Genomic DNA, 14320 nt, shown 5'->3' with positions numbered 1-14320 from the left:
ATTGAGCCTGAAATCGTAAGATTTCAGGCTTTTTTTTATGCGCGTCTGAATTTGTGATATGATTTTAAATCAAACAAACCCACTTTGAAATTACCGTTGATGCCTTTTACCGGTCAGTAACATTATAACTATTTATATAAATTACTGGATTATGGTGACGTAAATTTGATGAGAACATATTTTCTGCATCACACTCAAATTAAAAATGCCATGAAAATTACCTTTGCTTCCTCCAGACTATTTCTTTCGAAATTATTTCCCGTGCTCATAATCCTCTTGGTTTCAGGATGTACTTTTGAACGATGTGAAAATCTTTTAAAAGCTGATTTTGGTTCAGCAACACCAGGAGCGGATCCGGATTTTACATTAGCCGGCGATCCGGTCGGTGATCAGATATGGTACTCCCGCGAAAGAGGACCGGAGTTAAAAATCTCTGCGGACAGGCAACTCAATTATAAGTCGGAGTCCGGGTATTGGCCACAGTATCTTGCATTTTATCCTAAAAGTGTGGTTATAGACAGACCTATCTACTACTATTGGAATGCTACACCGTCAATTTCAGGAGTTCCCATGATTGTGTTTTTTGGTGACGGACATTTTGGTGAATTTGGCGGGATAAAATATGATACGGACGGGAAAGTCAAAATCAGAGCTTCGGCAACGGATGACGATTATGTCAATTTGGGCTCATATACGAATGGAAGTGCACACACGATTTGGATCAGATATGATCCTTCTGCGAGAAGTTACAGAGTGAAGATTACACCTGCATCGGGAGAAACTATTGATTCAGGAGAACGACCTTTAATTGGCACAGTTCCTGCTGAATCAACATATCCTGCCATATATTTCAGATATCCAGGTGATGAGGATCGATACAAAGGAGCCCAGGCTTCTCAATATAAAATCAAATTTATGTTTGTAAACAAGAAAGAGCCAAACTGAAAGGTTCGGACTATACCGGATGACGTAACCAAATGTTAGCCCACAAAAAATCCCGGTAAGAGCCGGGATTTTTTAATGATATGTTTTATGAAATCTAAAATCGTTTTCCAATTGTTAGAGCAAATGCAGGAAACATCACATCCCCGTTTGTATCCATTTGTAAACCAGTGGTTGCGCCAATAGCTATGTTTTTTTTCAAAGTATATCTTGCGAAAAGCTGCATCAGTGCGCCCGCTGCTATCGTTCGCTGAGGCTCGGTATTTCTAAGTATTCTTACAGGTAATGGATATCCTGTAAGTGCAGGGAAAAGAATTTCTCTGTCGTCTGAAAGCGAGGTTGATTGGTAGCGAGCTAATACGCCTAATTTAATGCCTAAATCTACTCGGCTCGTTCGAACAAAATGATAACCAAGTTTACCTGCTAACTGTATTCCGGCAGTGGTGTATCGATAGGACATATCTTGTTGTGGCTGATTATCTACTTTGACCAATAATAGATCAGAGCCATCATGAATACTTGTTGCGAGCTCAGTCGACCATGATAACTTCGACCGAAATTGTTTTTCAAACTCAAAACCAATCATGACACCATAAATATCACCGGTGCCAGCCTTGCTCAAACCTAGATTTGTACTTAAAAGACGGCTAGGCAGCGATTGAGTATTTTGACTAAATGAATTGACTGAAATTACCAGGCAAATGCTAAAAAAAAGTATTTTTTTCATTTTGGTGTTTTAGGGACTCGAATGTTTTCCGCCTTTAAGTTTGATTGATAGATTTTGGTTTCTGCTTTTTTATAAATAGTAATTGTACATAAAAGCATGGTGTAACTGTACTTCCCTGTTAAATCAAGATAACCTCTGTCTGTGTCTCTATGGTCAACTGTAAAAATACTCCTAATGATGATCTATCGTTTAAATACTTAAAGTTAATACTACACAATTATTACAAGTTTTCCTTAAAAAATAACAGAATACTAAAATTATATTTACGCTGATTGACAAAAAGGTAAGAGTAATGTAGATAACCGCAGTCAAATGAAGTACGACAGGAGTTGTCAGGAGTATTCTTTGATAAATACCGACGTCATTATATCAGAAAATTATTTTTGAACCGATTACATTTTTTTAATCATATCCTGCGGTATTGGATACTTCTTCAAAGTTTCTTTCATTTGATCCATTTTCTTTTCCACCGTTGTAACTCTTTGTTCAGGTTGGATCTTCTCATTATCAGATTTGTCTTTGTTATTTGTAATGGCATCCATACGAATAAAGATGATTGATTTCTTATCTGACGGTACAAATCATTTGGTATATAACAAATTGACTAATGGCTAGCGTCAATTCTTAAATATTTTATTCTATCAATCAGATTGTTTGTCTGATTGTATCAGCGTTACCATTTTCCAGGATAGCGTCTAAAACCAGGTAATTCCTAGCTAGATAAAGATGTTATGGCTGAACAACTTAATTATTATTTTGATAGCAAAAATCTTTTTACTTTGGTACTTGAAACATGCCCGAATTATTACGCTTGTTTGGATTGCGTTTTTCTTTTATAGTAATGATCATCGTCCACCACATGTTCACGTAAGGAGTAATGATGGCGAGGCAAGATTCTCAATTAATCCAGTAAATTGCCTTGAAAATAATGGGCTGAAAAATCCAGATTTAAATTTAGCACAAATAATAGTTGAAACGAATAAAGAGTAATTTCTAAGAAAATGGGATGAGTTTTTTAAATCGTAGAATATGAAGTTTTTTGATTATAAAGCTAAAAAAGTTGAAATAGGGGAGGTTGAAATTCGAGTTACCCTTGTCGATGGGAGGCAAGCTGACTTATCAATTTCGGATTTTCCCTTGTTGAGGGGAGCAACTTATTCTCAAAGAAAAAACGTAGAAATCATCAATGGCTACGCACTCTACTGGCCTGAATTAGGTGAAGATTTAAGCGTTGCAGGATTCTTTGAAAAGGAAATGATATTTAAATAATGGTATGATCTGCCTGATTGTCAATCGGCACAAACGCGAAAAATCCCGACTTTTCAGCCGGGATTTTTTTGTAAAATATATTTTCCTCAAAACCTACCGGCTCAGATACAGATTTCTTTCGCTGTAAATTTTTTGGAAGAAATCATCCTGCAAATCATCGATGAAGTAAATCGCTTCACCCGTTGATTTCATCTCAGGACCCAATTCTTTATTCACGTTAGCAAACTTGTTGAATGAGAATACCGGGATTTTTATCGCCCAGCCTTTTTTAACCGGGTTGAAAGTGAAATCACTCAGTTTTTTATCGCCCAACATCAGTTTCGTTGCGTAGTTTACATACGGTTCCTGATATGCTTTACAAATAAATGGGACAGTACGTGAAGCTCTTGGATTCGCCTCGATCACGTATGCAATTCCATTTTTAATAGCAAACTGTACGTTGATCAAACCTTTCACATTCATCGCCAGAGCGATTTTACGTGTGTATTCGTTAATTTGACGAATTACATCATCTGTCAAATCGAATGGAGGAAGTGCCGCATGTGAATCTCCCGAGTGGATACCTGCTGGTTCAATATGCTCCATTACGCCAATGATGTAAGCATCTTCACCGTCGCAAATCGCATCCGCTTCTGCTTCAAGAGCACCTTCAAGGAAGTGATCCAGAAGAATGTTATTGTCAGGAATATCACGAAGAATTTTCACAACATGTTGTTCCAATTCTTTTTCGTTAATCACGATTTTCATGTTCTGGCCACCCAAAACATAACTTGGACGAACCAAAAGCGGGAAGCCCAATGTCCGTGAAAGTTCTACGGCTGCATCAGCAGTTCTTACCGTTCCGAATTTAGGATATGGAATTCCCAATTCTTCAAGTAAAGGAGAAAAACGTCCGCGATCTTCGGCCCAGTCAAGTGAATTGTAACTTGTTCCGATGATTTTGATACCGTATTTATCGAGTTTCTCTGCCATTTTAAGGGCAGTTTGTCCACCAAGCTGAACAATCACACCTTCCGGTTTTTCATGTTCGATGATGTCGAAAACGTGCTCCCAGAAAACAGGTTCGAAGTATAATTTATCAGCAATATCCGGATCCGTTGAAACCGTTTCAGGATTACAGTTGATCATAATCGTCTCATAACCGGCTTCTTTTGCTGCCAAAACCCCATGAACACAGGAATAATCAAACTCAATTCCCTGCCCGATACGGTTTGGGCCTGAGCCTAAAACGATAACTTTCTTTTTGTTAGAAACAATCGATTCATTGTCAGGCATGTCCTGAGACGAATTGAAAGTAGAGTAGTAGTATGGTGTTTTTGCTTCAAATTCGGCTGCGCAGGTATCTACACATTTGTAAACACGTTTGATACCCAGTTCTTTACGTCTGTCATACACCTTACTTTCTTTTGTTTGAAGTAAATGTGCAATCTGGCGGTCTGCATATCCTTTTTGTTTTGCAGTCAATAATAAATCCTTCGGAAGATCTGTTAAATCAAATTTTTCAATTTCATGCTCCAATTCGATCATTTCTTCGATCTGACGCAGGAACCAGGCATCTATTTTGGTAAGAGTCTGGATAGTTTTGAAAGACAAACCGATCTTGAAAGCATCATAAATATGGAAAAGACGATCCCAGCTTGGGTGCTGCAAACTATATTTGATCGCATCGACATCACGAAGTTCACGTCCGTCAGCACCAAGTCCGTTTCTACGAATTTCCAGTGACTGACAAGCTTTTTGTAAAGCCTCCTGGAAATTACGACCGATACCCATAGCTTCTCCAACCGATTTCATTTGTAGTCCCAAAGCACGGTCAGCACCCGGGAATTTGTCAAAGTTCCAACGAGGTACTTTTACAATTACATAGTCAATCGAAGGTTCGAAGAAAGCAGATGTGCTGCCTGTGATCGGGTTGATTAATTCGTCAAGATTGTAACCAATCGCCATTTTCGCAGCGATTTTTGCAATCGGGTAACCTGTTGCTTTCGACGCAAGGGCAGAAGAGCGGGAAACACGTGGGTTAATTTCAATGGCGATAATCATATCATCCGCCGGATTTACCGAGAACTGAACGTTACATCCACCTGCAAATTTCCCGATTCCGTCCATCATTTTGATAGCCAGATCACGCATTTGCTGATACAAGGTATCAGGAAGCGTCATGGCCGGTGCTACCGTGATACTATCGCCGGTATGCACACCCATCGGGTCAAAGTTTTCAATCGAGCAAATGATGATGAAGTTACCCGCACCATCCCGCAGCAATTCAAGTTCGTATTCTTTCCAGCCATATACGCTTTGTTCTACCAAAACTTCATGGGTAGGAGAGGCGTGCAGACCGTTATTTAGTGCCTGGTCAAAATCTTTTTCGTTTTCCACGATACCGCCACCGGTTCCACCCAGTGTGAACGAAGGACGGATAACCAATGGGAAACCGATTTCCTGGGCTATTTCTTTTCCTTCCAAAAAGGATCTTGCTGTGCGGCCTTTGCAGACATTCACATCAAGTTCAAGCATTTTCAGACGAAATTTTTCTCTATCTTCTGTGGTTTCGATCGCTTTGATATCGACACCAATTATTTCAATATCATACTTTTTCCAGATACCGGCTTTATCGCAGTCGATAGCCAGATTCAACGCTGTCTGACCACCCATCGTTGGTAAAACGGCATCAATTGGCCTGCCAAGTGCTCTATGTTTTTCAAGAATCTCGACGATATATTTCTTCTCCAAAGGAAGCAGATACACATGATCAGCGCTGATCGGATCCGTCATGATCGTCGCAGGATTAGAGTTGATTAGAACAACTTCTATACCTTCTTCACGAAGTGAGCGGGCTGCTTGTGAACCTGCATAATCGAACTCACATGCCTGACCAATGATGATGGGACCAGAACCGATAATTAGGATGGACTTGATATTCGGATTTTTGGGCACAGTAAATGGTAATTTGTAGAATTTTGGGAATAACTTTTAATAACTTAGGAGCGTCCCTGATACTTTTTTTCTCTTGAATAAAAGGGGTTCGTTCAAAAATTACACAAAGTTAATTCACATATTTGAAAAAGTATACTGAATGCCTAAAAAAAGTATATACGGCCGTGTGCACTTGTACACGTGATAGATTGGGTTTGGTTATCCAGGCAGAATCATGTTTGGTAAAGTTAATTTTTGATAAATAATTATATGGGTGAAATTGATAATAAGTTGCTTTATCAACTTATTCTGGGATTTTTAATTGCTACCATTATTGCTACGATTCTTCATGAATATGGACACTTTTTTACTGCAAAATTACTAGGTTACGATGCACGTGTGAGTTACGGCTATACGACCTGGAAGAATACAGTCTATCACGATTTTATTGATACCCTTACAAGAGATGAAAGAATCAAGATCCGGACAAACGAATATTTTGCCCGAAAAGAGGATTACGTCGCATTATTAAAAAGAATAAAAGATGAAAACTTTTTGATAACGCTGGGCGGTCCTTTACTAACGATTATTATTGGAACAGCCGGATTTGTCATTGCCCTATTCAATAGAAAAAGTTTTAATGGAGAAATTCTTTCACAAAAACAGTGGATAATATTATTTACTGCGTTTTTCTGGTTGAGAGAAACAGGCAATTATGTAATGGAATTATTATTTACTATTAGCCGCGGACGTTTTCCGTATGGGAATGACGAAACGATTTTGGCAAGATATTTTGAAATTGATACCTGGTTGATATCCTTTGTTCTGGCTGTGCTAGGTTTTGTAGTCGTTTTGATAATTTATAAACGATTTATTCCTGACGACAGTAAAACTACTTTTTTGCTGGCAGGATTGGTTGGCGGATTGGGAGGGTATTTGTTGTGGCTATTTCTTTTAGGGCCAATTTTTATGCCCTGACTTTCAACTTTTACTGAAAAGGAACAACCGCGGGTGCTGAAATGTCAAAATCTCTTAATCTCAACGGCGTGTTACCTTCAATGGCATAGCGGAATGGAGAACTGTTTTCCGGGATGTTGACGTAGTAACCCAGGCGTAGCTGAAGTGTATTAATTGAAAGATTTTCATTTCTCAATCGTAGCCCAAAACCATATCCCTGATAAACGGGTGTATTCCAAAGATGTTTTCTGTCACTGGCAACCAAACCGAAATCGGCAAAAGCATAGTATGCAATACGAAAGCCCAGGATACTTTTCTCAGAAAAATAAACGGTCTCAGTTCCAATCGTGAACTTTTTCGTCCCAATTAGCCTATCATTGCTAATTCCCCGGATTCCGTTATCTCTGCTGATATTGATATAATCCAAAGGATCTCTTCGGATCCCGCGCGTATACCTTACGGTAATAAACTGCCGGAAATAGCTATAACGAAACGGAATCAGTTTGCTGATATAGTTGGTTTGTCCGCTGATAACGCCCTGTTGCGCAGCTCCCTTTTTGAAGTAGGAACCTGCATTGACTAGCCAATAAAGATATCCTGAATTTTTTGGTAAATATTTTCCAGTTGCATATTGGATTCCACCGTATCCCCTTTGTCCAAATTCTGTGTTTTCTCCACCTAGTGTCAGGGAAAATAAATTTCCAACGGGAACGTCCTCCGTTCTACCAAAACCGTAAATCAAAACGTCACGTTTATAACTTCTGTTTGAATAACCAAGGCTCAACATGGTCGCACTTCTGTCCCAATAAATTTTATTGTTGTCAACGCTTACTTCTGGCCGTTCATTATACCTGTATCGGTTGTGGCGAAGGGCAAAAACAAGCCTTGATTTTTCACTGAGTGAAGAGTTTTTGAATGGGAATTTAAAAGACCGGCCAATCCATGCGTCATAGTACCAATAACCTGTCTGATATTTGTATTCGGCATCCAGGCTATCAATATTTCTTTTAATCTGCCTGAATTTTGCATGACCCGTATCAAATGACCCGGCGTATTTTGTTTCGGTTGTAAGAAATGATCTCGAAAAAACGATAGACTGAATCTCCTGATCACGTTCATAAATAAAACTGGCCTGGCCGGTTATAAAGGTTTTGCCGATGTAAGGAATGGTATAAATAGTACGGAACTGAAATTTTTTATCCAGCGTATCCTTGGAATCCCAACGTATTCTTGTCTGCTGCTGATGGGTTGTCCCATTTACGTTTGTATTATTCAGCCCCAGGTTAAATTTGTTAAATGAATTAAATCCACCTGAAAAGTTATAAGACCAGGAATCCTGGATCAGAATAACAATATCGGCCATCCAGGTAACATCTGTCCGTGGTTCAACAATGATCCGGGCATCGGTTATGGTCCCGTTTTTTCTTAATAAACGTTCATTATCTCTTAAAACGCTGGCCTGAATTTCATCTCCTTCCGAAAACATCAGAAAGGATTTCCTGATGATCTTTTCCCGGGTATTGGTATGAAAAGTTTTACTCAAAAAGCGTTCAACCTGTTTACCGACACGCGTGGTATCATAAACAGATTCTCCCAAAACATCCAATTGTTTAATGATGATTTTGCGGATTACCATGCCTTCGTAAGGCGTAAAGGGATTAGTTTCAATGGCTTTTACTTCCCCTTTTTTTCCTTGGTTATATACGTCCCTAAAAAGTAACCGGTAAACGGATCGCGAGAATTTTGTTTTGGACATACGAATTTTAAGATTTGTATATCGCACACTATCCATGTTTACTCCTCCATTCCTCAGGCTGTCATTTCTTTGCGCCAGAGCAATGGTTGAAACAAACAAGAAAAGTAACAAATATCTAAGCATGGGCACATAATAATGAATAAATCATTAGATAATATATAAACGTACGAATGTTAGATGTAGTAAGATTTAATCGTGTTTTTAGTGGTGCTAAAATTGAAATTAAATTTATTCGGATACTTTATTAATCTCGTGCTTCACGAATCGCTTTCAAAACAAGTTCCGTCTGGCCCGGAGATGGTGCTTTTTTTGTATCGAATTTACCGTTTGGTTTAATGATTGCGTACGTTGCAGAATCAAGCGGATTAAGACGGATCAGCAAATCGATGATCTGGTTACTATTTATAAACATATGCACACCCTTTAATTGATGTCTAACAATGTATTGTTTAACCAGATCATTTGAAACCGGGTTTTCCTCGGTCGGTAAATGAAGATAAATAAATTCTACGTCCGTTGGCAATTGCGCGCGTAGAGAAGCTGCATATTCCAGATCATCTCTGCTCCTTTGATCCTCGATATTCCATTTTAATATATACAGCGTTTTCCCTTTGTATTGTTCCGTAATGCTGTTGAACCAGGCATTTCCACGACTGTCAGATTCTGCCAGCCAATATTCCGGAAGCACTTCCGTTGGTGTAGCTTTCAGATTGGTGAAAGAAATCATTTTTTTGATATTAACACTATCCTTCACTTCCAGCCGAACAATTTCGTCTAGCGACTGACGGAATTGTGGAGATATCAAACGCGTTTGAATGTAGTTGTTAAGATTTAGTTGAGTCTTGTATGAAAACTTGTAGAAATTTTTTGGCAGATAGCGGGCGTTCAAAAAGTCGGAACCTGTACTATCAAACTGCGTATGATTGAGTCTGCTTTCGGCTTCGTAAGCAAAAAGTAAATCAAGTAAAACCGTATTTCTTTTGTAAAGATTGTTAAGAAAATCCATCTCAATCTTTTCGGCTTTTCCACGCTCAATGATAGCATCAAGTTTTTCGGTTTCGTCGTCAGTCAATCCGGGCGTGTTGTTTTTGATCATTGTTCCCATTAGTCTTACCTGAAGGGAATTAACTTTAGGTGAAGCGCCGTTAGCCCAGATTTGTTTTTTTAAATCTGCATAAGATGAAATCCGGCCAGCCAGGGAAACATGCTGAGCTGTCAAAGGTGCTTTCGCAAGTTTTTTTAAATCGATAAGCCAGCTGTCAGATTTTGGTACGTCAAGCTGATTGCTCAATAAATATTCATAAATATTTTGATACCGTTCGTCTTCTGCGATGGACTGCACCCATTGGGCCAACGGTTTATCCGGAATGGAAGATGAAGTTTGCAGTAAAGCAGATACCCTTAGTTCCGCACGGGCCGAGGCGGCTTTTGTTGCTTCTGAAAAACTTTTATCCCAAAATGTATCATAAAATTTTGTTCCCAGAACGGTGTTTGCAGCCAGCGCATTGTTTAGAGAAACAAGGTATTGAGGATACAAATTATTGGCAGCAGCATTTACTCCTGCAAAGTAAAAAAGCTTTTTTGCCCTTGAAATAGAATCACCATTGAAGGTAATTTCTACTTCGCCCGGAGATCCTAAAAACGTTGTAAATGCCTTTCCGCTGTAATCAAGATAGAATTCCTCACTTGAAAATAAAATAGGTAAGGAAACGCGGAAAGTACCGTCAGCCTGCAAGGGAGCCTGTTTGCTAAGCTCAGATTGAGGCTGTAAAATATTGTTTCTCGAAAAAGTAATGGATGGAGCCTGTCGGTATAGCCGCCCGGTCAGATTCAATATTCTTCCTTTGATTATCAAAGAATCCGTAACAGCAAATCCTGAATAGGAAGTGCACAGCAATATAACGAGAATTATTAAGGGTAATTTAGTTCGCATGTTGATCAGTAATTAATAACGGAAAATACTGAGCCTTTGGGAAGCAAACAAATTTGTCAGTTAAATTTAAAACCAGTGAGTAGGTGAAGAAATTGGCCCGGAATGTAAATTATTGATTATTAATGTTTTATTATAAATATTTCAGTTTTCAGACCGCACGTTTATTCCATGATATTTCTGCTGAGCATTATAATCTTTTCGCAATGGATGTCCTTCCCAGTCTTCCGGAAGCAAAATACGGCGAAGATCCGGATGATTTTTAAATTGAATTCCAAACAAATCAAAAGCTTCTCGCTCATGCCAGTCTGCCGTACGCCAGATGTGACTTACAGTAGACACAGAAGGTAAAGGCTGTTCTTCTGTATTTCTTGGGAAAATAATTTTAAGCATAAGCTCGTGGCCATATGGAATGGAATTAAGATTGTAGATCAATTCCATCGTAGCAAGTCCAGGTCCATTATCTATAGCTGTGATGCAAGCCAGATAATCAAAATAGAACCGCTCATCTTCAAACAAAAACTGGCAGATTTCAGCAATGTTTTCAGTTGGAATTGTGATGGAAGGTTGCAGTCCTTTTTCATCCGGACTGATCATTTCTCCAAAAACAGCAACCAGAATGTTTTTTATTTCTTCAAAAGTCATTTCGATATTTCAATTTGGGATGAAGGAATTAAGCAGGAACACCATCCTCCATTTCCAGAAATAATTCTGGCGCAAGCGGATGCTCTCCACGTATTTTTTCCTGCAACTTCATAAATCCGCCAATCAGTGCTTCCGGTCGGGGCGGACAACCTGGAACGTATATATCAACAGGAATTATTTTATCAACACCTTTTACCACATGATATCCATGTTCCCAGTAAGGACCGCCACAATTTGAGCAGCTTCCCATGGAAATGACGTAACGGGGTTCTGGCATTTGTTCGTATAAACGACGGATTCTGTCAGCCATTTTGAAAGTTACAGTTCCTGCAACGATCATAACATCTGACTGACGGGGGGAAGGTCGCGGCAATATTCCAAAACGTTCTAAATCGTAATGAGAGGCATAAGCGGCCATCATTTCAATGGCGCAACAAGCCAGTCCGAATCCCATAGGCCAAAGAGATGAAAGCCTCGCCCAGTTCATAAGATCCTCAGCATTGGTTAATATAATTCCGCCGTCGCCGGTTTTTATTCTCTCACTCATCCTTGTTGCCTTTGGTAAATTCACTGGTACAATATTTGTTCAGAAAAGAACTAATCTGTCACAACGCAAAAGTAATGAATATTGACAAGAAACAGGCTTTCGTCTGTGTCAGATTGCAAACACTTCAACTTATCGTAATATGAAAAACAAATTACTTTTGACTATTCTTTTCTCTGCTTTTTTTATTAACATTTTAAATGCACAGAACATTTCGGATACAACCGTTACTGTCCCCAAAAAATTCATGAGTGGTATGGCCGTTTATGCAGAATTCGGGGTATTGTCCAACAGTAGTTTCAAAGCAATTAGAAATCAGATGGAGGCTTTGAATATAAAACCTTTCGAAAATTTGATGGCTTCCATTGTGCTTGCAAAAAGAATTGAGACTGAGAAATTCTTCGCTGAAAGTCGGTTGATATTAATGAACTCTACTAAATATAATAACGATGACAATGTGAGTAAGGGTTCTTTTAGAGGAGTTGGGATTGGGGTGGATGCCAGTCCAAAATTTGTAAATTCCACACATTGGAATGTTTTGATCCCTATTGGATGGGATCTGATGTTGTATCAGGTTAAAGTTAAAAATGATCAGACAGCCAGTTTTGCACAGGTTGTTTCGAATCCAAATGGTTATCGTTCAGCCAAAATACATAATGGCAGTTTTAATCTGCATGCCGGAGTAGGGGTTGATTACAAGATGAATTTATTTCCTAAAATGTATGACAAGGTATACATCAGCAGCAAAGTATCATATCACTTGCCCGTAGCAAGAATGGGGAAATGGCGCGGGGATGATGTAAAAGTTACCGATCTGCCATCTTTCAAAGCCAACCAGTTATATGCTCAGATTGGTCTGGTATTCTTTCCAAAAAATATGGGAAGAATGTGGGGGAAAATGCACTGAAATTATTTTGAATAAAAGGGATCGGAGTATTTTGAGGTTTTCAGGATACTCCGATGGAGTAAAGATTTGGCTCTGGGAAATTATTGCTATAAACAGGATGCTCTAACGAGCAGGATTGATTAATATTAAATAATTCACAGCTCCATTTGTGAGATTCCTGTTTATAGAAAAATTGTTTCCGGCCTATAATTCCCAGCTCTATCAGAGCCTCCTGGAATTTTTTTAGAATTCTGTTTTTAGAAATTTACGAAAAATCAAACGCTCTTATATTTCTCATTAACCTGCTTATACAAATCGGCGGGAACGGGAGATTTTACAACGGGAATCTGTGGTTCAGGACGAACCCAGTCCAGATATCCTTTCGCCCAGGCATAAGCTAATCCAAGAATAAGAATTAATACAAAAACGGTCATTTCTGCCATGGCAAACCAGCCCCATTGGCCGTTTGTCTGCGCGATAAGATCCTCATTACCAAAAACCACTGCCCAGGGAAACAGGAATAATAATTCTATTTCAAAAAGGACAAAAATAAGTGCAATGACGTAGAAACGGACATTAAACTGCACATTGGCATTCCCCAGAGGGTCTTCTCCGGATTCATATGTAGTAAGTTTTTCTTCATTCGGACGATCAGGTCTAAGGAAACGTGCGATTGTCAGCATGAGCCCGATGAGGGAAATTGCGGCAATTATGAAGAGAAGTATATAACCAAAATCACTAAGCATAGGGCAAGAAACGAGTTTCTGCAAAGCTAAGGAATTTTGATTTAGTCATGCCAAATGACGGCTGAAAGTGTATCAGGAATTCTGTATTTACAGGTGCTAAAATTAAAGGATACTCAGAATAATAGTTCTCAAACTTAAACCGATTACCAGTACCCCAACCATTAACATCAACGGTTTGCGTTTAATTTTTCCAACAAGAAGTGCTCCGAAAGGTGCCGCAATGACCCCGCCAATAATTAGTCCGAGTACAACCTGCCAGCTGCTGACACCATTGAAAATCAGAAATGTAATGCCGCTGGCGAAACTGATTACAAATTCAGCTGCGTTTACAGATCCGATGGTGTATCGAGGATCGCGTCCCTGACCGAGCAATGTTGATGTAACAATAGGTCCCCAGCCGCCACCGCCGACAGAATCCATAAATCCTCCGGTTGCAGCGAGAATTCCGATTCGTTTGGTTTTATTTTTAACAAGATTTTTCTGTATCGCTTTACGAATAATGATCACACCTAAAATCAGCATATAAAATGCAATATAGGGTTTGATCATTGCTCCGTCGATGACATCAGAAAGAAGATAGGCCCCGGTAATCGCACCAAGAACGCCAGGTATCAGAAGCGACTTGAAAAGTTTTTTATTGATATTTTTAAATCTGAAATGTGAAATCGCTGAGGCACCGGTTGTAAACATTTCGGCCACGTGCACACTTGCACTACTTACGGCCGGAGTGACACCAAGACTTAGTAAAAAAGAAGTTGAAGTTACGCCATATGCCATTCCCAATGCACCGTCAACAAGCTGCGCTGCAAGTCCTACCAATAAATACAATGCAAAATCGCTCGCAAGAAATGTTCCGATCCCTTCCTGAGTAACAGATATTGTTCCGTTTAAAAATAAGAAACTAACAAAAAGAACTAGTATACTAGCCGGTAAAATGTACCAGACCGGTTTTGTAGGAAGTCTAAGCGAAAGGACTTTTTCTAACATGGTAATCGGAATTAA

Annotated in this window: 14 protein-coding genes; 5 read left to right on the top strand and 9 right to left on the bottom strand. The window is 39.2% G+C overall.

What is annotated here, in order from left to right:
- Positions 1–210: 210 nt before the first annotated feature.
- A complete protein-coding gene (locus FZF08_RS01800) occupies positions 211–945 on the top strand; it encodes a hypothetical protein (protein WP_159466901.1) in 735 nt (244 codons plus the stop codon).
- A gap of 94 nt (positions 946–1039) precedes the next feature.
- Here FZF08_RS01800 and FZF08_RS01795 read toward each other — a convergent pair whose 3' ends face one another.
- Together FZF08_RS01795 and FZF08_RS01790 are read right to left on the bottom strand one after the other, a co-directional pair.
- Positions 1040–1669, bottom strand: a complete 630-nt coding sequence (locus FZF08_RS01795; RefSeq protein ID WP_159466900.1) for a hypothetical protein — start codon at positions 1667–1669, stop codon at positions 1040–1042.
- Positions 1670–2061: 392 nt separating this feature from the next.
- A complete protein-coding gene (locus FZF08_RS01790; protein ID WP_159466899.1) occupies positions 2062–2211 on the bottom strand; it encodes a hypothetical protein in 150 nt (49 codons plus the stop codon).
- 184 nt (positions 2212–2395) lie between these two features.
- Between FZF08_RS01790 and FZF08_RS32240 the strand changes: the two genes are divergently transcribed.
- Entirely contained in the window at positions 2396–2659 is a 264-nt protein-coding gene (locus FZF08_RS32240) for a DUF4160 domain-containing protein (protein ID WP_409012627.1), read from the top strand.
- A gap of 39 nt (positions 2660–2698) precedes the next feature.
- Positions 2699–2938, top strand: a complete 240-nt coding sequence (locus FZF08_RS01780; RefSeq protein WP_159466898.1) for a DUF2442 domain-containing protein — start codon at positions 2699–2701, stop codon at positions 2936–2938.
- A gap of 93 nt (positions 2939–3031) precedes the next feature.
- Here FZF08_RS01780 and carB read toward each other — a convergent pair whose 3' ends face one another.
- A complete protein-coding gene (gene carB, locus FZF08_RS01775) occupies positions 3032–5875 on the bottom strand; it encodes a carbamoyl-phosphate synthase large subunit (RefSeq protein WP_159466897.1) in 2844 nt (947 codons plus the stop codon).
- A 249-nt stretch (positions 5876–6124) separates the two neighbouring features.
- Here carB and FZF08_RS01770 point away from each other — a divergent pair, with 249 nt between their 5' ends.
- Complete coding sequence (locus tag FZF08_RS01770) at positions 6125–6832, top strand: hypothetical protein (protein ID WP_159466896.1); 708 nt, start codon at positions 6125–6127, stop codon at positions 6830–6832.
- 10 nt (positions 6833–6842) lie between these two features.
- Here the strand turns inward: FZF08_RS01770 and FZF08_RS01765 are convergent, their stop codons facing one another.
- From FZF08_RS01765 to FZF08_RS01750, 4 genes are all read right to left on the bottom strand, one after another.
- Positions 6843–8690, bottom strand: coding sequence for a hypothetical protein (locus FZF08_RS01765; protein ID WP_159466895.1), 1848 nt, complete (start codon positions 8688–8690; stop codon positions 6843–6845).
- 121 nt (positions 8691–8811) lie between these two features.
- Entirely contained in the window at positions 8812–10500 is a 1689-nt protein-coding gene (locus FZF08_RS01760; protein ID WP_159466894.1) for a hypothetical protein, read from the bottom strand.
- A gap of 141 nt (positions 10501–10641) precedes the next feature.
- Positions 10642–11142, bottom strand: coding sequence for an NADH-quinone oxidoreductase subunit C (locus FZF08_RS01755; RefSeq protein WP_159466893.1), 501 nt, complete (start codon positions 11140–11142; stop codon positions 10642–10644).
- Between the two features lie 28 nt (positions 11143–11170).
- A complete protein-coding gene (locus FZF08_RS01750; RefSeq protein ID WP_159466892.1) occupies positions 11171–11689 on the bottom strand; it encodes an NADH-quinone oxidoreductase subunit B in 519 nt (172 codons plus the stop codon).
- 139 nt (positions 11690–11828) lie between these two features.
- On the opposite strand from FZF08_RS01750, the gene FZF08_RS01745 reads away from it, so the two are divergent.
- Complete coding sequence (locus FZF08_RS01745) at positions 11829–12593, top strand: hypothetical protein (protein ID WP_159466891.1); 765 nt, start codon at positions 11829–11831, stop codon at positions 12591–12593.
- Positions 12594–12847: 254 nt separating this feature from the next.
- Here the strand turns inward: FZF08_RS01745 and FZF08_RS01740 are convergent, their stop codons facing one another.
- Both FZF08_RS01740 and FZF08_RS01735 read right to left on the bottom strand, forming a co-directional pair.
- Positions 12848–13318 carry an NADH-quinone oxidoreductase subunit A gene (locus FZF08_RS01740; protein ID WP_159466890.1) on the bottom strand — a complete coding sequence of 157 codons (471 nt, stop codon included), beginning with the start codon at positions 13316–13318 and terminating at the stop codon, positions 12848–12850.
- A gap of 102 nt (positions 13319–13420) precedes the next feature.
- Complete coding sequence (locus tag FZF08_RS01735; RefSeq protein WP_159466889.1) at positions 13421–14305, bottom strand: sulfite exporter TauE/SafE family protein; 885 nt, start codon at positions 14303–14305, stop codon at positions 13421–13423.
- Positions 14306–14320: the final 15 nt, after the last annotated feature.

Source organism: Dyadobacter sp. 3J3, from assembly GCF_009801115.1.
In the GTDB taxonomy this organism is placed as follows: Bacteria; Bacteroidota; Bacteroidia; order Cytophagales; family Spirosomataceae; genus Dyadobacter.
Note: the sequence above shows the minus strand (reverse complement) of the source record. Positions and strands in the feature narration are given on the sequence as shown.